Origin of the sequence: Novosphingobium kunmingense, assembly GCF_002813245.1 — a bacterium.
In the GTDB taxonomy this organism is placed as follows: Bacteria; Pseudomonadota; Alphaproteobacteria; order Sphingomonadales; family Sphingomonadaceae; genus Novosphingobium; species Novosphingobium kunmingense.
On the sequence record NZ_PHUF01000003.1, the window covers coordinates 445,428 to 464,823 of the forward strand.

Below are 19,396 nucleotides of genomic sequence, written 5' to 3' on the forward strand. Positions count from 1 at the left end.
GGCAAGATCAGGCCGGAACCTTTGCCTCGACGCGGCGGAACTGCAGCACGCCATCGTCGATCGGCGCCTGGCGCATGTCGGTCCGGTCGCGACGATAATCCTGGTTGAGCCGCCACGGCAGCACGGCCGCGTTGCGCGGCATCAGGTGCTTGCCGCGCTGGATGTAGCCCGAGGAGAAATCGAAGATGTCGTCCTCTTCCGGTTCCTCGCCCGCGGGCATGGCCGGCACCGCCACCTGCATGCGGTAGGCGTCCATCTGGTTGAGCAGCCGGGTGATGTACTGCGCGACGATATCGACCCGCAGCGTCCAGCTGGCGTTGAGATAGCCGAACACGCCGGCCATGTTCGGCACGTTCGAGAACATGCAGTTGCGATAGAAGAAAGTCTTGCCGAAATCGACCGGCTGGCCATCGACGCTGACCGCGATCTTGCCGGCGAACGACAGCGAAAGGCCGGTGGCGGTGACGATGATATCGGCGTCGATGTGCTTGCCCGACTTGAGCTGGATGCCGGTTTCGTCGAAGCGCTCGATCTGGTCGGTGACGACATCGGCCTTGCCGGCCTTGATCGCGTTGAACAGGTCCGCGTCGGGCACGAAGCACAGCCGCTGCTCCCACGGTTTGTAAGGCGGAGTGAAGGCTTCCCGATCGTAATCGGGGCCGAGATTTTCGCGCAGGCCCTTTTCGAGGAACTCGATGACCTTGTCAGGCTGGTTGCGCGAGCGCTTGAACATCAGGTCGCCCAGCAGGATGTTCTTGGCCCGTGTAATCGAATAGGCAACCTTGTCGGGCAGGAATTTGCGCAGGCGGTTGGCGATCGCGTCCTTGGCCGGGCGCGACATGATCCAGGTCGGCGTGCGCTGGAGCATGGTGACGTGCCCGGCGCCGCCATCGACCATGGCGGGAACGATGGTCACGGCAGTTGCCCCCGATCCGATAACCACCACTTTCTTGCCGGCATAATCGAGGTCGCCCGGCCAGAATTGTGGGTGGACGATCGTGCCCCTGAAGGTGTCGCGACCGGGGAACTGCGCGTCGTAAGGGCTGTCGTAATCGTAGTAGCCCGACCCCAGGAACAGGAAGCGGCACTTGATGCGCGAGCATTCGCCTGCTGCATTTTCGGCGGTGACCGTCCACAGCCCCGTTTGGCTGTCCCAGTCCGCGGCGACGACCTTCTGGCCCATCCGCATCTTCGGCGGCAGGTCGTACTTGGAGACGATCCGGTCGAGGTATTCGAGGATCGCCGGCCCGTCGGCGATCGCCTTTTCGTGGGTCCACGGCTCAAACGAAAAGCCCAGGGTATGCATGTCGCTGTCCGACCGGATCCCCGGATAGCGGAACAGGTCCCAGGTTCCGCCGAGATTGTCGCGCCGGTCGAGGATCGCGTAGGTCTTGCCGGGGCAATCGCGGGTCAGGTGAACGGCCATGCCGATACCCGACAGGCCCGCGCCGACAATCAGCACGTCCAGGACTTCCTCGATCGGGGTAACGGCGTTCATCTCGTCTCTCTCCTGACCGTTATAGGTCTTGATCGACAACCTAACAGGCCGCGTGCGGGATTGCCAGCGGCTTGCCGCTTTGGCACGGGAGCGCAATGCCGATCATCGCCTCACGCCGTTATGAACACGGCAAGTGCCTGCACCAGGACCTGCCGCTCGACGGAATCCGGCGCGATCCCCTGCCGCCGCATGTGTTCGACTGGGTCGGCCTGTCGGAGCCGACTGTGGCGGAGATGGAACTCGTGCGCAGCCAGTTCGGGCTGCATCCGCTGGCGGTGGAAGATGCGCTCAACGCAACGCAGATGCCAAAGGTCGACCTCTATGGGCAGCAGCTGTTCATCGTCGCGCGAACCGTCGCCATGCCCGAAGGCGACAACCTGACCTATGGCCAGACCGCGATCTTCTTGGGGCGTGATTTCATCGTCACGGTGCGGCAGGGGTCGACCCGCAAGCACGACTCCTTGCGCCAGCGGCTGGAAAACGACGACGAGCGGTTGACCGAAGGCCCCGACTACGTCGCCCATGCGATTCTCGATTTCATCGTCGATGGTTACCAACCGGTGCTCGAGAAGCTCGAGGATGCGGTGGTGACGATGGAGGAGCAGGCGATCCACCGCTTCCCCGAAAGCTCGACGATCCGTCGCATTTTCCGCCTGCGCCGCCAGTTTCGCCGCTTCATCCGGGTGATCGGACCGATGCAGGAGATGTGCGAGCGGCTGGCCACGACCGACTTGCCGGTGATCGATCCGGGGGCGCGGATCTGGTTCCGCGACGTGCTCGACCACGTTCGCCGCACCATCAGCCGCATGGACGGCCTGCGCGAAACGCTTGCCAGCGTGGTCGAAACCGCTTCGCTGCTCGAGCAGCACCGCCAGGGCGCGATGACCCGGCAACTGGCCGCCTGGGCCGCGATCCTGGCCGTGCCGACGGCAATTGCCGGGATCTATGGGATGAACTTCGACTACATGCCCGAACTGCACCAGAAATGGGGCTATCCGGCGGTCTGGGGCGTAATCCTGACGATCTGCGGCGGGCTGTGGCTGCGCTTCCGCCGGATCGGCTGGCTGTAGCGCCGGACGAGAAAAGGCCGTGCCGCGATGAGCGCGGGCACGGCCCTTCCTGGATCAGAGCCGGCTCAGCCCCAGCGGCGCTGGCCGTTGCCGTTCGGCTTCTTGCGGTTGCCGTTGCCGCGCTTGGCCGGAGCATCGCCGCGCGGTGAGCCCGCAGCCGGACGCACGGCGTCGCGGTGGACCTTGACCGGGCGTTCGGCGCGTTCGCCGCGCTCACCGTGAGGCTGGCGCGAACGATCGTCGCGGCGATCGCGGCGGTCGCGCTGATCATGGTTGCCTCCCTGCGGCGCGTACTGGCGCGCTTCGCGATCCTCGGCGGCCAGGGGGCTGAAACCGGGGCTGCGCGGAGCGGTGGCGCGGCGATTGTCGGCCATGCGTTCGTTGCGGATGTACTGGTCGCGCGACTGGCCGTCGCGGCTCTGCCCGCCGTTGGAGCGGTTGTTGTTCCGGGCGGGGCGAGCGCCGCCGCGTCCGCGCGCATCGCGCGCCTCCCGCCGGGCATCCTGTTCGGCTTCGGCCGGCTTGCGGCTCGGGGCGGGAAGACCGGCAGCTTCCTTCTGGAAGTTGTCGGGCAGTGGCACGCTGGCCAGCTTGACGCCGGTCAACTTTTCGATGTCGCGCAAATAGGCCTTTTCGTCGGGCGCGCAGAAGCTCAGCGCGACGCCATCGGCGCCGGCGCGGGCCGTGCGGCCGATGCGGTGGACGTATTGTTCCGCCACGTTGGGCAGTTCGAAGTTGAACACGTGGCTGACGCCCGACACGTCGATCCCGCGCGCGGCGATATCGGTCGCCACCAGCACCGGCATGGTGCCCTTGCGGAAGGCGAGCAGCGCGGCGGTGCGCTGCGCCTGGCTCTTGTTGCCATGGATCGCGGCGGCGCTGATGCCGGCTGCGGTCAGGTGGCGCACCACGCGGTCGGCGCCGTGCTTGGTCCGGGTGAAGACGAGCGCGCGATCGATCTCGCTGGTGCCATCGTCCTTGGGCGCCAGGCCCTTGCGCAGCGACAGCGTCAGCAGCGCCTGCTTCTCGGCCTGGTTGATGAACACCGCATACTGTTCGACGCGTTCGGCCGTGGTCGCCTGCGGGGTCACCTCGACGCGCACCGGATTATGGATGAACTGCTTGCCCAGATCGGCAATCGCCTTGGGCATGGTGGCCGAGAAGAACAGGCTCTGCCGGTCCTTGGGCAGCATGGCGGCCACGCGCTTCAGTGGCACGATGAAGCCCAGGTCCATCATCTGGTCGGCTTCGTCGAGCACAAAGATCTCGACGTTGCGCAGGGTCAGCGCGCGTTGGTCGATCAGGTCCAGCAGGCGACCGGGTGTGGCGACCAGGATGTCGCAGCCCGGAACGAGCGCGCGGGCCTGCTTGCCCACCGGGATGCCACCGAACACGCACTGGACCGACAGGTTCAGGAACTTGGCATAGCCGCGCATGTTTTCGGCGATCTGGGCGGCCAGTTCGCGCGTGGGGGACAGCACCAGCATGCGGCACGAGGCGCTGCTGCGCGCCTTGGGATTGGCGGCGAGGCGGTGCAGAGAGGGAAGCGAGAAGGCCGCGGTCTTGCCGGTGCCGGTCTGGGCGATACCCAGAAGGTCGCGCCCTTCGAGCAGCGCGGGGATCGACTGGCGCTGGATCGGGGTGGGGTCGTTGTAGCCCTTGGCTTCAAGCGCACGAACAAGCGGCTCGGCCAGGCCAAGGTCGGAAAAATAGGTCATGAAAAACTCTCAAAATTGAAGCGGCGCGCGCGCAGACACAGGTTGTCCGCTCGACACGAAGCAAGGTTCGTTTCGATGCGACCCTGCGTGAAGAAGGTGGCTTCAGGTTCGGATCGACCGGGCATTCGGGGCGGCCATCCCTTGAAAGGGGGCCTCACGCTGCGCCGATATTCCCTGCGTTTTCGTGCGCGGGGCCGGTCGTGTTGGCGCCCATCTATGTTGCGTTGCGCCAAAAAGCAAGGAAATTACGCAATCAAGGGAATCGGAACCGACTCGGACCGCCCTGCGTTGGCTGTCGCTGGAGGTGTTTGTCATGGCGGCACGCGCATATTGGCAGGGGCAGATCCGCCTCGCCCTCGTCTCGATTCCGGTCGAGGTCTATTCGGCCACACGCTCGGGCGCGAAGATCAGCTTCCGGCAGATCCATGAAGGCACCGGCCAGCCGATCAGCTATGAAAAGGTCGCGCCGGGCGTCGGGCCGGTCGACAAGGACGACATCATTTCGGGCTACGAAATCTCGAAGGGCAACTACGTGCTGCTCGAAGATCGCGAGATCGCGGCGGTTAAGGTCGAAAGCAAGCGCACGCTCGAACTGGTTCAGTTTGTCGACGCGGCGGAAATCGATCCGCTCTATTTCGAGAAGCCCTATTATGTCGCGCCGACCGACGACCTGGCCGAAGAAGCTTTCGTCGTGCTGCGCGAGGCGATGCGGAAAGCGAACAAGATCGGCCTTGGCCAGTTGTCAGTGCGCGGGCAGGAAAAGCTCGTCGCGCTCAAACCGTGCGGCAAGGGGATGCTGCTCGAAACGCTGCGCTACGCCGACGAGGTGCGCAGGGGCCAGTCGTTCTTTGCCGATATCGGCGCCGAGAAGCCCGACAAGAGCCTGTTGGACCTCGCCACGAGCCTGATCGAGAGCCGCAGCGCGCCGTTCGCGCCCGAAGAGTTCCACGATCGCTACGCCGACGCGCTGCGCAAGCTGATCGACAAGAAGGCCAAGTCCAGATCCAAGAAGGCGATCATCGAGGAGGACGATGAACCGGCGGCCCGGCGCGGTGGCAACGTGGTCGACCTGATGGCCGCGCTCAAGAAATCGCTGGGCGAGGAAAAGTCCGCGGCGGCGAAAAGGGCACCGGCCAAAAAGCCTGCCGTGCGCAAGCGGGCCTGATCGGTGGCGCGCAGATCCAGCCTTTCGGCCTACAACGCCAAGCGCGATTTCAAGACCACGACGGAACCGGCGGGCAAGATCGAATCGAGCGAGGGCGGAAACCGCTTCATCGTCCAGAAGCACGATGCCACGCGGCTGCACTGGGACTTCCGGCTGGAAGCCGACGGCGTTCTGAAAAGCTGGGCGGTTACCAAGGGGCCTTCGCCCGATCCCGATATCAAGCGGCTGGCGGTGCGGACGGAAGATCACCCGCTGGCCTATGCCGAGTTCGAGGGAACCATACCCAAGGGCGAATACGGCGGCGGTACCGTGATGCTGTGGGACCGCGGCACATGGGCGCCGGTGGCTGGCAAGAGCTGGAAGGACATCGACGAAGGGCACATCCACTTCACGCTGGATGGCGAGCGGATGAAGGGTGAATGGATACTGTTCCGCCTGAAACCACGCCCCGGCGAGAAGCGCGAGAACTGGCTGCTGCGCAAGGTGCAGGACGAGTTCGTCGAAGACGGCGATCCGCTTGTCGATAGGGCGCTGACGTCGGTTCTGACGAGGCGGTCGATGGCCGAGATTGCTGCCGATCAGAAGGGCAGCCATTCGCTGGCAGGCAAGAAGGGCGATGACTTCGCCGCCGAAATGGCCGCGGCGGCCAGATACAACAAGAGCAAGGCAAAGCCGGCCCGTCCGCGCAAGGCCGCGCCGCTGCCCAAATTCCGCGCCGTCCAGCTTGCCACGCTGGTCGATGCCGTCCCGCCCGGCAACGGCTGGATGCACGAGATCAAGTTCGACGGTTACCGCGCGCTGATTGCGGCAAAGGGCGCCGAGGTGCGCGTCTACACCCGCAACGGCAAGGACTGGACCGACAAGTTCGGCCCGCTGGTCGAAACGATCGCCGCGCTCGATCTGCCCGCCTGCCTGATCGATGGCGAGATCGTCGCCACGGGCAAGGACGGCAATCCCCATTTCTCGACGCTGCAGGCGGTGCTCAAGCGCGGACACGGCAGCCAATCGGCAAGGGACAGGCTGGAGTATCACGCCTTCGATCTGCTCGAAGCCGATGGCGAGGACCTGACCGGCTTGCCCAACGTGGAGCGCAAGGAACGGCTGGAAGCGTTGCTCAAGGGCGCGAGCGCGCCGATCTATGTCACCGACCACGTCATAGGGGCGGGCGAGAAACTGCTGCGGACGCTGTGCGGCGCTGGCCAGGAAGGGATCATCGCCAAGCGTATCGACGCGCCCTATTCGGGCAGGCGCACGAAAGACTGGGTCAAGGTAAAATGCACCTTGCGACAGGAATTCGTGATCGTCGGCTGGAAGGCGTCGAAGGCCAGAGGGCGGCCTTTCTCCTCGCTGTTGCTGGCGCAGAAGGACGGCCGCAAGTTGGTCTATCGCGGAAATGTCGGCACCGGCTTCGACGCCGACGGCATGGCCGATCTCGCGAAAAGGCTGAGCAAGCTCGCGGTGGAGGAACCGCCGGTCGAGGCGTCACGCGAGGATGCGCGCGGGGTGACCTGGGTTAAGCCCGCACTGGTTGCCGAGATCGCCTTTGCCGAACTGACCGCCGAAGGATCGGTGCGCCACGGCAGCTTCGTGGGCCTGCGCGGGGACAAGACGGCGAGGGAGGTCAAGGCCGAAAAGGCCGAGCCGGCGCCCCGCGACGACGAGGTCCGGATCAGCAGCCGCGAGCGCGTGATCTTCCCCGAAAGCGGGCTGACCAAGGGCGACCTCGCCGACTACTACCAGGCGATCGCGCCGCTGATCCTGCCCTTTGCCGGCCGGCGGCCGATCAGCCTGGTGCGCTGTCCGCAAGGGCGGGGCAAGCAGTGCTTCTTCCAGAAGCACGACAGCGGCTCGTTCGGGCCGCATGTGCGCAAGGTGCCGATCCGCGAAGGCGACGGCGGCCTCGACGACTACATCTTTGTCGAGGATGCGGCGGGCCTGCTGGCCTGCGTGCAGATGGGCACAATCGAGTTCCACGCGTGGGCATCGCGCAGCGATGCGGTCGAAGCGCCGGACCGGCTGATCTTCGATCTCGATCCCGACGAGGGGTTGTCCTTCGCCGATACGGTGAGTGCGGCGAAGCACTTGCGCGATCGCCTGTCCGACCTCGGCCTCGTCAGCTTCGCCATGCTGTCGGGCGGCAAGGGCGTTCACGTGATCGCGCCGCTGACCCCGGGGCATGACTGGGACAAGCACAAGGACTTTGCCCGTCGCTTTGCCGAGGCGCTCTCGCTCGCCGAGCCGGACCGCTTCGTGGCAACGATGAGCAAGGCCAAGCGCAAGGGCCGCATCTTCATCGACTGGCTGCGCAACCAGCGCGGCGCGACCGCCGTCGTGCCCTACAGCGTTCGAGCCCGTGAAGGCGCGCCGGTGGCGGTGCCGGTAACCTGGGCCGAACTCGACAAGGCGGCGAACGCGCACCCCTGGTCGATTGGCGATGCAAAGGCGTTGATCAAGCGGGCCCAGAGCAAGGCGCTGGCCGGATGGGGCTTTGCCGAACAGCGCCTGCCGGACATTTGACGGCCCGTTGCCAGGTACGCGCAACGGCTTGAAAGGTCTGAATAAATACCGGATCGACCCGGTGCAACTGCATAGCCGCGCGGGATAATTTGGAAAATAGCAATATTCCGCTGGTTACTTATATCGATGTAAGCAGCAAGAACATCGCACAACAGATACTTTGCTGTCATACTAATAGTTGTAACAATGCATGCCTAAAGGCCGCTGCGGGTCTGGAAAGGTTCCGGACTCTGCGCGAAGCGTAGTTGCCCATGAAACATTCAAATTTTTTTCCGAAGGTGTGAGCGACATCACATCCAGATTTGATTGATTCGCGCATGATTGTTGCTGTCGAGGGGGCTGGAGCCACCGGACACCCAGCAGGAGTGATTACCATGATCAAGTTCTACACCGTTCGCGCCGCCGCGATCGCCGTGGCCGCCACTATCGCAACAACCGCCGCGCTGCCCGCGTCGGCCGAAACGTTCGACGCCGATGGCCGCTATCAGGTCACCGTCAATGTCGACGATGGCATGCTGGCCACGCCGCGCGGTGTCAATCGGCTGCGCCAGACCTTGCTGCGCAACGCGCGCCGCACTTGCCGCGCTGATGTGCCCTCGGCCGCCGGGGCCGCCAACTATCGCGTGTGCATGGCCGAAATGACCGAGCTCGGCCACCGCGCGATCAACGCCCGGGCCGAACAGTGGGCAGCCCGCCACAACCAGAGCGCACCGCTCGCACTCGTCGAAAAGAAGGACTGACCGGCGCGAAATCGCGCGCGGCCAGGCCGATCGTCACGAAGCGTCCCCGTGGCCCTGCCGCGGGGACGTTCTCGTTGTCGTCCCGATCAGGCGATCGCCCCGAACAGGTCGTGGGCGTCGGCATCCTCGATCCGGGCCATGACGATCGCGCCCGGTTCCAGATCGGGCGGAACGTCGCGAAGATAGACCGCGCCGTCGATTTCCGGCGCGTCGGCCTGGCTGCGTCCGGTAGCGCCGATATCGCCGTCCTCGTCCGCTTCGCCGACCTCGTCGATGATCACCGGCAGCACCCGGCCGACCTTGGCGGCCAGCTTCGCCGCGCTGATCGCCTCGGTCTTTTCCATGATCCGGGCATAGCGTTCTTCCTTGACCGCTTCGGGCACCGGATCGGGAAGTGCATTGGCCGCCGCACCTTCCACGGGTTCGAAGCGGAAGGCACCGACCCGGTCGAGCTGCGCTTCGTCGAGCCAGTCGAGCAGGTACTGGAAATCGGCCTCGGTCTCACCCGGGAAACCGACGACGAAGCTGGAGCGGATGGTCAGGTCCGGTGCGATCGCCCGCCAGGACCGGATCCGGTCGAGCACCCTGGCCTCGTTGGCTGGGCGCTTCATCGCGCGCAGCACGCTGGGTGCGGCGTGCTGGAACGGGATGTCGAGGTAGGGCGTGATCAATCCTTCGGCCATCAGCGGGATGACCGCATCGACGTGCGGATAGGGGTAGACATAATGCAGCCGCACCCACGGCGGCGTGCCTTCGGGCGTGCGCAGCCCGCCCAGTTCGCGCGCCAGGTCGGTCATGTGGGTGCGGACTGGGTGGTCTTTCCACATCCGCTCCTCGTGCCGGACATCGACGCCGTAGGCCGAGGTGTCCTGGCTGATGACCAGCAGTTCCTTCGTTCCGGCGGCGACCAGCTTTTCGGCTTCGCGCAGGACGGCGTCGATCCGGCGGCTGGCCAGCTTGCCGCGCAGCGACGGGATGATGCAGAAGGCGCAGGCGTGGTTGCAGCCTTCGGAAATCTTCAGGTAGCCGTAATGCCGCGGCGTCAGCTTGATGTCCGGTTGGGGGATCAGGTCGATGAAGGGGCCCTGCGTCGGCGGGGCGGCGTCGTGTACGGCCTCGACCACGGCCTCGTACTGGTGGGCGCCGGTGACGGCCAGGACGTCGGGAAATTTGGCGCGGATCAGGTCGGCTTCGTTGCCCATGCAACCGGTGACGATCACCCGGCCATTTTCGGCGATCGCTTCGCCGATCGCGGCCAGGCTCTCCTCCTTGGCGCTGTCAAGGAAGCCGCAGGTGTTGACCAGCACCACGTCGGCGCCCTGATAATCGGGGCTCATCGCATAGCCATCGGCGCGCAGACGGGTGAGGATGCGTTCGGAATCGACCAGCGCCTTTGGGCAGCCTAGCGAAACCATGCCGACGCGTTTCTGATCGGGAATCTGGGTGGCCATGGGGGCGGGCCCTTACACCCCTCGCGCACAAAGTGCTACCGCCAAGCGCGTAGAACGAAAACAGGAGAGTACGATGGGTCCGGTAAATTGGCTGGCGGTGGGTCTTGGCACGGTGGTGTTCTTCCTTGTCGGCGCGGTTTGGTACGGTGCGCTGTTTGCCGTGCCCTGGCAGCGCGAGGTCGGCGTGGGCGAAGCGCCGCGCGGTTCGGCCGTGGTGCGCGTGATGGGGCTGACCCTGCTGTGCGAGTTTCTGGTCGTCTCGACGCTGGGCCATCTGTTCGCCCGAACCCAGCCGGCGCCGCACGTGGTGATGATGATGGCCTTGGGCTTTGCCCTGACCGTCATGGCCCCATCGCTGGGAATCAACTATTTGCACCAGCGCAAGTCGCTGAACCTGTTCCTGATCGACGCGGGCCATTTCGTGGTCGGGATGGCGGCGGTCGGCGCGGTGTTCATCCTGCTGGGTTAGGGTTTGTCCTGCGGCAGGTATTTCGCCGGGTCGAGCGGCACGCGGTTGCGACGGATCTCGAAGTGCAGTTGCGGTTGGGCGGCCAAGCCCGTCTCGCCGTTGAGGCCGATCCGCTGCCCGCTGCGCACCTCCTCGCCGTCGGTGACGGTGATCGCGTCGAGGTAGGAATAGGTCGTGGTCCAGCGCCCGCCATGGAACAGGATCACGGTCTTGCCGTACTCCTTGGGACCTTCTCCGGCGTAAATGACCTTGCCGGCGGCCGCTGCGCGGATCGCGGTACCCTTGTCTGCCAGAACGTCGATGCCGTCATGGCCGGTCTTGCCGCTACCTTGGGCCGCAAAGGCGCGGCGGACCGGGCCGGTCACCGGCCAGCGAAAGGCGGGAACGTCGCCGTCGGCTTCGACCGGAACCGACGGCGCTGCAGCGACCGCAGCCCGGGCCAGCGTCGGAATGGTCAGTTTCTGCCCCGTCCTGACTGGCGCCTTGGGATTGACGCCGCTGGCCAGCGCGATCTGGCTCCACGGCACGCCGAAGTCCATGGCAATGCCGAAGCCGGTTTCGCCATCCTTGACCGTGTGGGTGCGGCGGCGCGGGATGACCAGCTTCTGCCCGGTGCGAAGCGCGTAGGGAGCCTTGAGGCCGTTGGCTTCGATGATCAGCACGCGCGGCACCTCAGCGCGGTTGGCTATGCCACCCAGGGTCTCGCCCGCCTTGACGGTGTGGCTGGTCGCGACCTTCGGATCGTCCGCTGCCGCCAGCAGCAGCGCACCCGCCGTCAGCAGAAGCGCCGCGCGGGTGCCCATCAGTCGAAGCGCTGCGCCAGTTCGGCGAGCGAGGCGTCGTGGGTCAGGTCAAGCTGCAGCGGGGTCACGGACACATAGCCATCCTGGATCGCTTCGAGGTCGGTCTTATGGCCGGGCGTATGCTCGATCCCGTGCAGCCCGAACCAGAAGTACCGGTACCCTCGCGGGTCGGTCCCTTCAACCACCGAGCCGCGCGCGTAATCGTGAAATCCCTGCCGTACAACGCGAATGCCCTGAACATCGGCCGCAGGCCGGGGCGGGAAGTTGACGTTGACCAGCGTGCGCGGGGCGAACGGCAGGCCAAGCAGCGGCTCGATCACTTTGGCGCCCCAAGCCTCGGCCGCGGCGAAGGGCACGGTATCGCCCATGCCTTCCTTCTCGTAGACCTGGCTGAGCGCGATCGAGCGGATTCCGGCCAGCGCGCCTTCGATCGCGGCGCTCACCGTGCCTGAATAGGTTACGTCGTCGCCCAGGTTCGCGCCGCGGTTGACGCCCGACAATATCAGGTCGGGCGCACCCGGCATGACCTCGCGCAGCGCCATCATCACCGAATCGGTGGGGGTGCCCGACACGGCAAAGCGCCGCTGGTCGAACTGGCGCAGCCGAACGGGACGGCTCAGCGTCAGCGAATGGCCCGCGCCCGACTGCTCCTCGGCCGGGGCGACGATCCAGATGTCGTCCGAAAACTGACGCGCGATCCGCTCCAGCACGGCAAGGCCTGGGGCGTGGATGCCGTCGTCGTTGGTGAGAAGAATGCGCATCAGTTCGGCACCAGCCGGTCGATTCCGCCCATGTAGGGCTTGAGCACGTCAGGCACGATCACCGATCCATCCTCCTGCTGGTAGTTTTCCAGCACCGCGACAAGCGTCCGCCCGACCGCCAGGCCCGACCCGTTCAGCGTGTGGACGAACTCGGTCCCCTTCTGCCCTTCGGGGCGGTAGCGTGCGTTCATCCGCCGCGCCTGGAAATCGCCGCAGTTGGAGCAGGACGAAATCTCGCGGTAGGCGTTCTGCCCGGGTAGCCAGACCTCGAGATCGTAAGTCTTCTTCGCGGTAAAGCCCATGTCGCCCGCACAAAGCAGCAGCTTGCGGTAGGGCAGGGCCAAAGCCTGCAGCACCGATTCGGCCGCCTGCGTCATCCGCTCGTGCTCGGCCTCGCTGTCGTCGGGGCGGGTTATGCTGACCAGCTCGACCTTTTCGAACTGGTGCTGGCGGATATAGCCGCGCGTGTCCTTGCCCGCCGCGCCCGCTTCGCTGCGGAAACAGGGGGTCAGGGCTGTCATGCGAAGCGGGAGCTGCGCGTCCGCCAGGATCTGCTCGCGGACCGAATTGGTCAGGCTGACCTCGGCCGTGGGGATCAACCAGCGCCCGTCGGTGGTCTGGAAATTGTCCTCGGCGAACTTGGGCAACTGGCCCGTGCCGAACAGCGATTCCTCGCGCACCAGCAGCGGCGTCGCGCATTCCGTATAGCCGTTGCTGACCGTCTGGTGATCGATCATGAACTGACCCAGCGCGCGCTGCAGTCGCGCCATTTGCCCACGCAGGAAGGTGAAGCGCGCCCCCGAAATCGCGGCGCCGGTCTCGAAATCCAGGCCCAGCGCCGGCCCGATATCGGCGTGCTCCTTCGGCGCGAAGGCGAAACTGCGCGGCGTGCCCCAGCGGCTGACCTCGATGTTCTGCGTCTCGTCCTCGCCCTCGGGCACTTCGGCGGCGGGAAGGTTGGGATAGCGCGCCAGCGCATCGGTCAGCTGGACCGACAGTTCGCGGTCTTCCTGCTCCAGTCCGGGCAAGCTGTCCTTGAGGCCGGCAACCTCGGCCTTCAGCCGTTCCGCCTCGTCCTTATCGCCGCGGCCCATTGCGGCGCCGATCGCCTTCGAGGCCTCGTTGCGCCGCCCCTGCGCCTCCTGCATCGCGGTCGCCACCGCGCGGCGGGCAGCATCGAGGGTGAGGATCGCTCCCGAGAGGGATTCGAGCCCACGACGGGCCAGTCCCGCATCGAACGCCTCGGGATTGTCGCGGATGAACTTGATGTCGTGCATGGTGGCGGCGCTATGCCGCTTCGCCCTGCCCGGCGCAAGGTCGGGTCAGCGGCGCAAGCCGCAGCTGTCGATGCCCAGCAGGCTGTAAAGCGGACAGGTGCGCAGCAGGCCGGTGGCAAGCGGGATCAGCCCCAGCCAGCCCCACGGCGTGCGCGGGCCGACGAAGACCAGCGCGATCAGCACCAGCCCCAGCGCGATCCTGGCAATCCGGTCGACGGTTCCGACATTGGTGACAAACATCCTGGCTATCCTTTCGCGAGTTCGTGCGAAAAGCATCTAGGCGGGTGCCGGTGGGGTTTCATTGACCTTGGTCAACAAGCCGGAAGTGGTGGGCGCGACAGGGATTGAACCTGTGACCCCACCCGTGTGAAGGGTGTGCTCTACCGCTGAGCTACGCGCCCACTTCCTCAAGAGCGCGGCCCTTAGACAGGCGGGCGCGAATTGACAAGACGGGAAAGCACGATAGGGGCACCTGCCATGAGCGAAGACACCCAGACCGGACCCGATGTGCCCCCCGATCGCCTGGCGATCAACCCGCGCAGCGACCATTTCGATGCCGAAAAGCTGCAGCGCGGCGTGGGCATCCGCTTCAAGGGCGTGGTGCGCACCAACGTCGAGGAATACTGCATTTCCGAAGGCTGGGTGCGGGTCCAGGCGGGCAAGACCATGGACCGCCACGGCAATCCGCTCACGCTCAAGCTCAACGGCCCGGTCGAAGCCTGGTACGAGGACCTCGGCGAAGACGCCCCGGTGGCGAAGGCCTGATTCTCGTAGACCCGATTACCAGCCCATCCGCCGCTTGATGATCGCGGCGATGGGATCGTGGAAGGGCGATGACGCGCGGGGCTTTGCCTCGCCCGTGGCCGGCTTGCCCGGATAGATGAAGCCCTGCAACGGCCAGCGCGAGCCGCCCAGCCGTCCGGCCGGCGCGTACCACACCCGCACTTCCGACCAGTCGCCCTGGTCAGACACGTCGATGACCTTGACGTCGTCCTCGATCTGGCCGCGGCGGCCGCCTATCGGGCTCCAGTTGGCGTGGCGGATCAGCACAGTGCGATCGTCGACCACGCGGCTGACTGCGGCGACGTGGCCGAGCGTCGAATTTCCGTGGGGCTTGAAGGCCATCACCGCGCCCACCCGGGGGTGGGTGCCGCGGGCATAGCGGCCCTCGGCCTTGTCCCACCAGGTGTGGGCGTCGCCGTAGATCGCGATGCCCGAAATCTGCCGCGCATAAGGCACGCATTGCAGGTAGGGGGGCAGCACGCTGCTGCCGCCGCCCGAGACCAGGCGGCTGTCCTCGATCACCGGTTCGGCCAGGGCGGGCGAGGCGGCGGCAATCAGGGCGGCGAACAGGAACGGGCGGCGGAACATCGCGCCATCCCTCGCAAAACAGGGTTAGCATTGGGTTAAGGCGGCGACCCCGTTCCCCGCAAAGCTTGCCAAAGCCGCCGCCAACAGCCACTGGGCTGGCATGGCGCTTCCCCAGGTCATCATCATCGGTCGTCCCAATGTCGGCAAATCGACGCTGTGGAACCGGCTGGTCGGCAAGAAACTGGCGCTGGTCGACGACCAGCCCGGGGTGACGCGCGACCGCCGCATCGGCGAGGCACACCTGCTCGGCCTCGACTTCACCATCGTCGATACCGCCGGGTGGGAGGACGAGGACGCCGCCAGCTTGCCGGGCAGGATGCGCAAGCAGACTGAGGCTGCGCTCGAAGGCGCCGACCTTGCCCTGTTCGTGATCGACGCGCGCGCGGGACTGACCCCGCTGGACGAGGAAATCGCCCGCTACCTGCGCGAATCGACGGTGCCGATCGTGGTCGTCGCCAACAAGGCGGAAGGGAAGGCCGGCGATCACGGCCTGTTCGAGGCCTTTGCGCTGGGGCTCGGCGATCCGGTCGCTCTGTCGGCCGAGCATGGCGAAGGGCTGGCCGACCTGTTCGAGGCGCTGCTGCCGCACCTCGAGGACAAGCAGCCCGACAACGAGTTCGAGCCCTTCGATGAGGAGGACGAGGACGCGCTCAACCGCGCCCCGCTCAAGCTGGCCATCGTCGGGCGGCCCAACGCCGGCAAGTCCACGCTGATCAACGCGCTGCTGAAAGAGGATCGCCTGCTGACCGGCCCCGAAGCGGGCATCACGCGCGATTCGATCGCGGTCGACTGGCAGTGGACCGATCCCGACACCGGCGAGGAACGCCCCGTCCGCCTGATCGATACTGCGGGCATGCGCAAGAAGGCGCTGGTCACCGACAAGCTCGAAAAGCTGGCCGTGGCAGACGCGCGCCACGCGATAGACTTTGCCGAGGTGGTGGTCCTGCTGCTCGACGCGACGCGCGGGCTCGAACACCAGGACCTCAAGATAGCTAGCCTCGTGCTCGAAGAAGGCCGCGCGTTGATCGTCGCGATCAACAAGTGGGACGTGGCGGACGATGCCTCCGCCCTGTTCAACGGCATTCGCGCGGCGCTCGACGAAGGGTTGGCGCAGGTCAAGGGACTGCCGCTGTTGGCGGTCTCGGCGCGGACCGGCAAGGGCCTCGACCAGATGATCAAGGCCGCGTTCGACGTGCGCGCCGCCTGGTCGAAGCGCGTGCCCACGGGCCTGCTCAACCGCTGGTTCGACGAGGCGCTCGGCAAGAACCCGCCGCCCGCGCCCGGCGGCAAGCGGATCAAGCTGCGCTACATCACCCAGGCCAAGATCCGTCCGCCGGGCTTCGTCCTGTTCGGCACGCGGCTCGACGACCTGCCGATGAGCTACCAGCGCTATCTGGTGAACGGCATCCGCCGCGACCTCGGCTTCGATGCCGTGCCGGTCCGCCTCACGCTGCGCAGCGCGAAGAACCCCTATAAGAGCTGATCAGCTTCCGGCGGCTTCGCTTTGCAACTGGATGTAGTTGGGCAGGCCCATCCGCTCGATCATCTCGAACTGCTTTTCGAGGAAGTCGACGTGTTCCTCCTCGTTGCCGAGGATCTCGGAAAAGAGGTCGCGGCTGACGAAGTCGCGCACCGCCTCGCAATGGACGATCGCTTCCTTGAGCAGGGGAATCGCCTCGTGCTCGGTCTTGAGGTCGGCCTTGAGGATCTCGTCCACGGTCTCGCCGATATGGAGGCGGCCGATCGCCTGGAAATTGGGCAGGCCGTTCAGGAACAGGATGCGGTCCGCCAGCTTGTCGGCGTGCTTCATCTCGTCGATCGATTCGTGCCGTTCGTACTCGGCCAGCTTCTTGACGCCCCAGTTGTCGAGCATGCGGTAATGCAGCCAGTACTGGTTGATCGCGGTCAGCTCGTTGAGCAGCGCCTTGTTCAGATAGTCGATGACCTGCGCGTCGCCCTGCATGAACGCCTCCTGTGCTTGCGTGGCGCGATCATGGCCCCCTTGCGCAATGGGGGCAAGTCAACCTGTGACCAGAGCGGGGAGCTGCGCGCGGGCGCGCTCGTCAAGGATGATGTCGGTCGCCTCGTCGAGGCACGAACCGCACTGCGGCACCTTGCCGAGCGCCGCGTAGACTGCATCGACATCACCGGCGTTGCGTCGCGCGGCGGCGCGTATCTCGCATTCCCGGATGGCATTGCAGACGCAGATGATCATGGCGGCTCCCTCGGGTGGAGAGGCCCTGTTAATGCGAATCGATCTCAATAGCAACCGGTCTTCGCAACGGGACCATGCGGCTGTAGGTCAGGCAGCGCCACACCCATTCGAGCGGACCATGGCGAAAACGCTGCAACCAGGGCCGCGACCACAGCAGCATCAGCGCCCAGATCGCCGCGACGAACGCCAGCAGCTCGATCCGATCATATCGGCCGAACAGGCCCAGGCCCCAGCCGTTGAACAGCGGCACCAGCAGCAGCGACGTGCCGATATAGTTGGAAAAGGCCATCTGCCCGGCGGCGGCGAAGCGCTGACCGAGTGCGGTGACTGCGGCCCTCGGCGCCCAGGCGGCGAGCAGGAAGGCGAGGCCGATGATCATGGCAAGGCGCGGCACGGGGGCGGCGCCGATGAAGACGAAGAAGGTCAGGTCGATCGGAAAGCCTTTGGCATGGACCCACAGCCCGAGACCAAGCGTTGCCGCGCCGCCTCCCAGCAGCGCGGCTGATCCCCAGAGGCGCAGCCAGCTTCGATCGATGGCGCCACTGAACAGGCCCAGTTCGAACAGCGCCATGCCGATAATGGCGAGCGGGATCGTCTCGATCAGCCCGTAGGTCAACGATGACATGAGGATGCCATCGGCCCGTTCGAAGGTCACGTGACGCACGATGTCGAAGTAGCTTCCCTCCTGGTACAGCGCCAGTTCGGCAGCGTTCACCCGCAGGCTTTCAGCGGCAGTTTCGGCAAGCTGCGCCTCGGCACCCAGCATCAGCGGCGCACCCTGCTGCAGGGCGAGGATCGCGCTGCCGAACAGGTAGAGCGCCAGGCCGAAGGCCAGCTTGTGGTCCGGAGGCCAGTGCAGCGAGGTCAGCAGGAACAACCCCGCAAGCGCGTATCCGTGCAGGATGTCGCCATGCCAGAGGAGCAACAGGTGCGCCATGCCGAAGACGAACAGCCAGCCCAAGCGTCGCGCCTGAAGCCAGGCGCCGGCCGCGCCGTCGCCGGCACGCTGGGCGAACAGCATCATGCTGGCGCCGAACAGAAGGGTGAACAGCCCGCGCAGCTTGCCATCGACCAGCACGAACTGGACCAGCCAGACGATCCGGTCGGCTGCATTGGCCCCGCCCGCCAGGGCCGGGGGCCAGACCGCGGCAAGATAGGTGTGGCCGTAGGGCACGATATTGGCGAGGACGATCCCGAGCACGGCGACACCGCGCACGAAATCGAGCGTGACGAGCCGATCGCCTTGCGCCGTCGGCGTGGAGCCGCTCCTGCTGTCCTCGCCCTGCGCCATCCACGCGCTTCATGCGAGAGGGCTGGCGCGCATGGCAAGCGTTAAAGGCCGATGGCGAACCCTACTTCGGAACGGGAAGGCAGGTTGTGCCTAGTGCAGCGCAGGCGCTGCGCGCCGCAGCCTCACTGGCGAAGTTGCCGGCCTGGAGCCGCGTTACCGCACCCGCCTTGACCAGGATGCGCGGATGACCGGCGAGCGCGGGACGGGTCTTGAGCCGGTTCCACAGCGCCTCAGCGTTGTCCGCCACCGCAAAGGCGCCGAGCTGGATCCGCCATGATCCGCCCGTGCTTGCCAGGGCCGTCGCGGGCTTTGGCGCCACCTTGGCCGGAGGTGCCGTGGCGGCCAGCGCCGGCTTGACCGGCAGGTCGGAGGGCGCGGGGCGGGCATAGTCGGCGCCTGCTGTTGCCGGATTTGAATCCCCGGCACTGGCGGCTGGCGGCGGCGTGGGCGAAGCGGCGCCGAGATCCGCGGCGGCGAGCTGCCGGTTGCGCGCGGCGCCGGTTTCGGCCTCGATCGCCGCGCTCAGTTGCACCGCCTGCTGGCGTTGCTCCAGCGGTATGAAGGCATCCATCTGCTTTACCGCCGAAGCTGCCGGGACAACGCCCTGGGCCTGCGCCAGGCTGACCAGCGCATAGGCACGCGGCCAGTCCTTCGCCACCAGCACGCCGTTGAAGTGGGCCACGCCAAGCAGGTACTGCGCGCGCGGCTCACCCCGTCCGGCAGCGGCAATCAGGAAGGGCAGGGCGGTCTTCTGTTCGCCGCGCTGGAACAGCAGCAGCCCGTAATTGTCGGCGGCCTGCAGGTGGCCGCGTTGAGCTGCGCGGCCGTACAGCGTTTCAGCCTTGCGAAGGTCGAATGGCACGCCCTGGCCGAGACGGTTCGCCTGGGCGAGATTGTAGAGTGCGTCGGGATCGCCGCGTTCGGCTTCAACGGTCCATTCGCGCACGGCCGCCGCATAGTCGCCCTTGGTCCAGGCCTCGACTCCGGCTCTGGTATCGGCTGCGGCCGGGACGGAGAGAATCGCCGCACCGGCAAGGGTCGCAAGCATGG

Annotated in this window: 19 protein-coding genes and 1 tRNA gene; 7 read left to right on the top strand and 13 right to left on the bottom strand. The window is 66.1% G+C overall.

Annotated elements, in window-relative coordinates; all coding sequences use genetic code 11:
* Positions 1-7: 7 nt before the first annotated feature.
* A complete protein-coding gene (locus B0I00_RS08195) occupies positions 8-1,498 on the bottom strand; it encodes a flavin-containing monooxygenase (protein ID WP_100866888.1) in 1,491 nt (496 codons plus the stop codon).
* A 95-nt stretch (positions 1,499-1,593) separates the two neighbouring features.
* Here B0I00_RS08195 and B0I00_RS08200 point away from each other — a divergent pair, with 95 nt between their 5' ends.
* On the top strand, positions 1,594-2,568 hold the full coding sequence (locus B0I00_RS08200) for a magnesium and cobalt transport protein CorA (RefSeq protein ID WP_100866889.1): 975 nt from the start codon (positions 1,594-1,596) through the stop codon (positions 2,566-2,568).
* Positions 2,569-2,633: 65 nt separating this feature from the next.
* Here the strand turns inward: B0I00_RS08200 and B0I00_RS08205 are convergent, their stop codons facing one another.
* On the bottom strand, positions 2,634-4,286 hold the full coding sequence (locus tag B0I00_RS08205) for a DEAD/DEAH box helicase (protein WP_100866890.1): 1,653 nt from the start codon (positions 4,284-4,286) through the stop codon (positions 2,634-2,636).
* Positions 4,287-4,599: 313 nt separating this feature from the next.
* Between B0I00_RS08205 and ku the strand changes: the two genes are divergently transcribed.
* The 3 genes from ku (at position 4,600) to B0I00_RS08220 (ending at position 8,708) form a co-directional block, all read left to right on the top strand.
* Positions 4,600-5,451: a non-homologous end joining protein Ku gene (gene ku, locus B0I00_RS08210; RefSeq protein WP_100866891.1), complete on the top strand. Its 852-nt coding sequence runs from the start codon at positions 4,600-4,602 to the stop codon at positions 5,449-5,451.
* Between the two features lie 3 nt (positions 5,452-5,454).
* Positions 5,455-7,968, top strand: coding sequence for a DNA ligase D (gene ligD / locus B0I00_RS08215; RefSeq protein ID WP_100866892.1), 2,514 nt, complete (start codon positions 5,455-5,457; stop codon positions 7,966-7,968).
* Positions 7,969-8,342: 374 nt separating this feature from the next.
* Complete coding sequence (locus B0I00_RS08220; protein ID WP_157812504.1) at positions 8,343-8,708, top strand: UrcA family protein; 366 nt, start codon at positions 8,343-8,345, stop codon at positions 8,706-8,708.
* Positions 8,709-8,794: 86 nt separating this feature from the next.
* On the opposite strand, the gene rimO is transcribed toward B0I00_RS08220, so the two are convergent.
* A complete protein-coding gene (gene rimO, locus B0I00_RS08225; protein ID WP_100866894.1) occupies positions 8,795-10,159 on the bottom strand; it encodes a 30S ribosomal protein S12 methylthiotransferase RimO in 1,365 nt (454 codons plus the stop codon).
* A 73-nt stretch (positions 10,160-10,232) separates the two neighbouring features.
* On the opposite strand from rimO, the gene B0I00_RS08230 reads away from it, so the two are divergent.
* Positions 10,233-10,628 (top strand): DUF1761 domain-containing protein, encoded by a 396-nt coding sequence (locus tag B0I00_RS08230; protein ID WP_100866895.1) that lies wholly within the window; start codon positions 10,233-10,235, stop codon positions 10,626-10,628.
* Here B0I00_RS08230 and B0I00_RS08235 read toward each other — a convergent pair.
* From B0I00_RS08235 to B0I00_RS08255, 5 genes are all read right to left on the bottom strand, one after another.
* Positions 10,625-11,431, bottom strand: coding sequence for a M23 family metallopeptidase (locus tag B0I00_RS08235; RefSeq protein WP_100866896.1), 807 nt, complete (start codon positions 11,429-11,431; stop codon positions 10,625-10,627). The two genes, B0I00_RS08230 and B0I00_RS08235, sit on opposite strands and share 4 nt — an antisense overlap.
* A complete protein-coding gene (surE, locus tag B0I00_RS08240; RefSeq protein WP_100866897.1) occupies positions 11,431-12,192 on the bottom strand; it encodes a 5'/3'-nucleotidase SurE in 762 nt (253 codons plus the stop codon). The genes B0I00_RS08235 and surE overlap by 1 nt, the downstream gene beginning before the upstream one ends.
* Positions 12,192-13,469 (bottom strand): serine--tRNA ligase, encoded by a 1,278-nt coding sequence (gene serS / locus B0I00_RS08245; RefSeq protein WP_100866898.1) that lies wholly within the window; start codon positions 13,467-13,469, stop codon positions 12,192-12,194. The genes surE and serS overlap by 1 nt, the downstream gene beginning before the upstream one ends.
* A gap of 45 nt (positions 13,470-13,514) precedes the next feature.
* Positions 13,515-13,709 (bottom strand): YgaP family membrane protein, encoded by a 195-nt coding sequence (locus B0I00_RS08250; protein ID WP_100866899.1) that lies wholly within the window; start codon positions 13,707-13,709, stop codon positions 13,515-13,517.
* A gap of 86 nt (positions 13,710-13,795) precedes the next feature.
* Positions 13,796-13,870, bottom strand: a tRNA-Val gene (locus tag B0I00_RS08255).
* 76 nt (positions 13,871-13,946) lie between these two features.
* Here B0I00_RS08255 and B0I00_RS08260 point away from each other — a divergent pair.
* Positions 13,947-14,234: a DUF3297 family protein gene (locus B0I00_RS08260; protein ID WP_100866900.1), complete on the top strand. Its 288-nt coding sequence runs from the start codon at positions 13,947-13,949 to the stop codon at positions 14,232-14,234.
* Positions 14,235-14,249: 15 nt separating this feature from the next.
* Here the strand turns inward: B0I00_RS08260 and B0I00_RS08265 are convergent, their stop codons facing one another.
* Positions 14,250-14,840, bottom strand: a complete 591-nt coding sequence (locus B0I00_RS08265; protein ID WP_100866901.1) for a CHAP domain-containing protein — start codon at positions 14,838-14,840, stop codon at positions 14,250-14,252.
* A 100-nt stretch (positions 14,841-14,940) separates the two neighbouring features.
* Here B0I00_RS08265 and der point away from each other — a divergent pair, with 100 nt between their 5' ends.
* Positions 14,941-16,323, top strand: a complete 1,383-nt coding sequence (gene der, locus B0I00_RS08270; RefSeq protein WP_100866902.1) for a ribosome biogenesis GTPase Der — start codon at positions 14,941-14,943, stop codon at positions 16,321-16,323.
* Here der and bfr read toward each other — a convergent pair whose 3' ends face one another.
* The 4 genes from bfr to B0I00_RS08290 all read right to left on the bottom strand — a co-directional run bounded on the left by bfr (position 16,324) and on the right by B0I00_RS08290 (position 19,394).
* Positions 16,324-16,803: a bacterioferritin gene (gene bfr / locus B0I00_RS08275; protein WP_100866903.1), complete on the bottom strand. Its 480-nt coding sequence runs from the start codon at positions 16,801-16,803 to the stop codon at positions 16,324-16,326.
* Between the two features lie 57 nt (positions 16,804-16,860).
* Positions 16,861-17,055 (bottom strand): (2Fe-2S)-binding protein, encoded by a 195-nt coding sequence (locus B0I00_RS08280; protein WP_100866904.1) that lies wholly within the window; start codon positions 17,053-17,055, stop codon positions 16,861-16,863.
* Between the two features lie 28 nt (positions 17,056-17,083).
* Complete coding sequence (locus tag B0I00_RS08285; protein WP_100866905.1) at positions 17,084-18,346, bottom strand: DUF418 domain-containing protein; 1,263 nt, start codon at positions 18,344-18,346, stop codon at positions 17,084-17,086.
* A gap of 61 nt (positions 18,347-18,407) precedes the next feature.
* Entirely contained in the window at positions 18,408-19,394 is a 987-nt protein-coding gene (locus B0I00_RS08290; RefSeq protein WP_232730168.1) for an SPOR domain-containing protein, read from the bottom strand.
* Positions 19,395-19,396: the final 2 nt, after the last annotated feature.

Bases quoted from the DNA above. Each gene is read 5' to 3' on its own strand.
- B0I00_RS08195 (WP_100866888.1), bottom strand. From the start codon at position 1,498: ATGAACGCCGTTACCCCGATCGAGGAAGTCCTGGACGTGCTGATTGTC.
- B0I00_RS08200 (WP_100866889.1), top strand. From the start codon at position 1,594: ATGCCGATCATCGCCTCACGCCGTTATGAACACGGCAAGTGCCTGCAC.
- B0I00_RS08205 (WP_100866890.1), bottom strand. From the start codon at position 4,286: ATGACCTATTTTTCCGACCTTGGCCTGGCCGAGCCGCTTGTTCGTGCG.
- ku (WP_100866891.1), top strand. From the start codon at position 4,600: ATGGCGGCACGCGCATATTGGCAGGGGCAGATCCGCCTCGCCCTCGTC.
- B0I00_RS08220 (WP_157812504.1), top strand. From the start codon at position 8,343: ATGATCAAGTTCTACACCGTTCGCGCCGCCGCGATCGCCGTGGCCGCC.
- rimO (WP_100866894.1), bottom strand. From the start codon at position 10,159: ATGGCCACCCAGATTCCCGATCAGAAACGCGTCGGCATGGTTTCGCTA.
- B0I00_RS08230 (WP_100866895.1), top strand. From the start codon at position 10,233: ATGGGTCCGGTAAATTGGCTGGCGGTGGGTCTTGGCACGGTGGTGTTC.
- B0I00_RS08235 (WP_100866896.1), bottom strand. From the start codon at position 11,431: ATGGGCACCCGCGCGGCGCTTCTGCTGACGGCGGGTGCGCTGCTGCTG.
- surE (WP_100866897.1), bottom strand. From the start codon at position 12,192: ATGCGCATTCTTCTCACCAACGACGACGGCATCCACGCCCCAGGCCTT.
- serS (WP_100866898.1), bottom strand. From the start codon at position 13,469: ATGCACGACATCAAGTTCATCCGCGACAATCCCGAGGCGTTCGATGCG.
- B0I00_RS08250 (WP_100866899.1), bottom strand. From the start codon at position 13,709: ATGTTTGTCACCAATGTCGGAACCGTCGACCGGATTGCCAGGATCGCG.
- B0I00_RS08260 (WP_100866900.1), top strand. From the start codon at position 13,947: ATGAGCGAAGACACCCAGACCGGACCCGATGTGCCCCCCGATCGCCTG.
- B0I00_RS08265 (WP_100866901.1), bottom strand. From the start codon at position 14,840: ATGTTCCGCCGCCCGTTCCTGTTCGCCGCCCTGATTGCCGCCGCCTCG.
- der (WP_100866902.1), top strand. From the start codon at position 14,941: ATGGCGCTTCCCCAGGTCATCATCATCGGTCGTCCCAATGTCGGCAAA.
- bfr (WP_100866903.1), bottom strand. From the start codon at position 16,803: ATGCAGGGCGACGCGCAGGTCATCGACTATCTGAACAAGGCGCTGCTC.
- B0I00_RS08280 (WP_100866904.1), bottom strand. From the start codon at position 17,055: ATGATCATCTGCGTCTGCAATGCCATCCGGGAATGCGAGATACGCGCC.
- B0I00_RS08285 (WP_100866905.1), bottom strand. From the start codon at position 18,346: ATGGCGCAGGGCGAGGACAGCAGGAGCGGCTCCACGCCGACGGCGCAA.
- B0I00_RS08290 (WP_232730168.1), bottom strand. From the start codon at position 19,394: ATGCTTGCGACCCTTGCCGGTGCGGCGATTCTCTCCGTCCCGGCCGCA.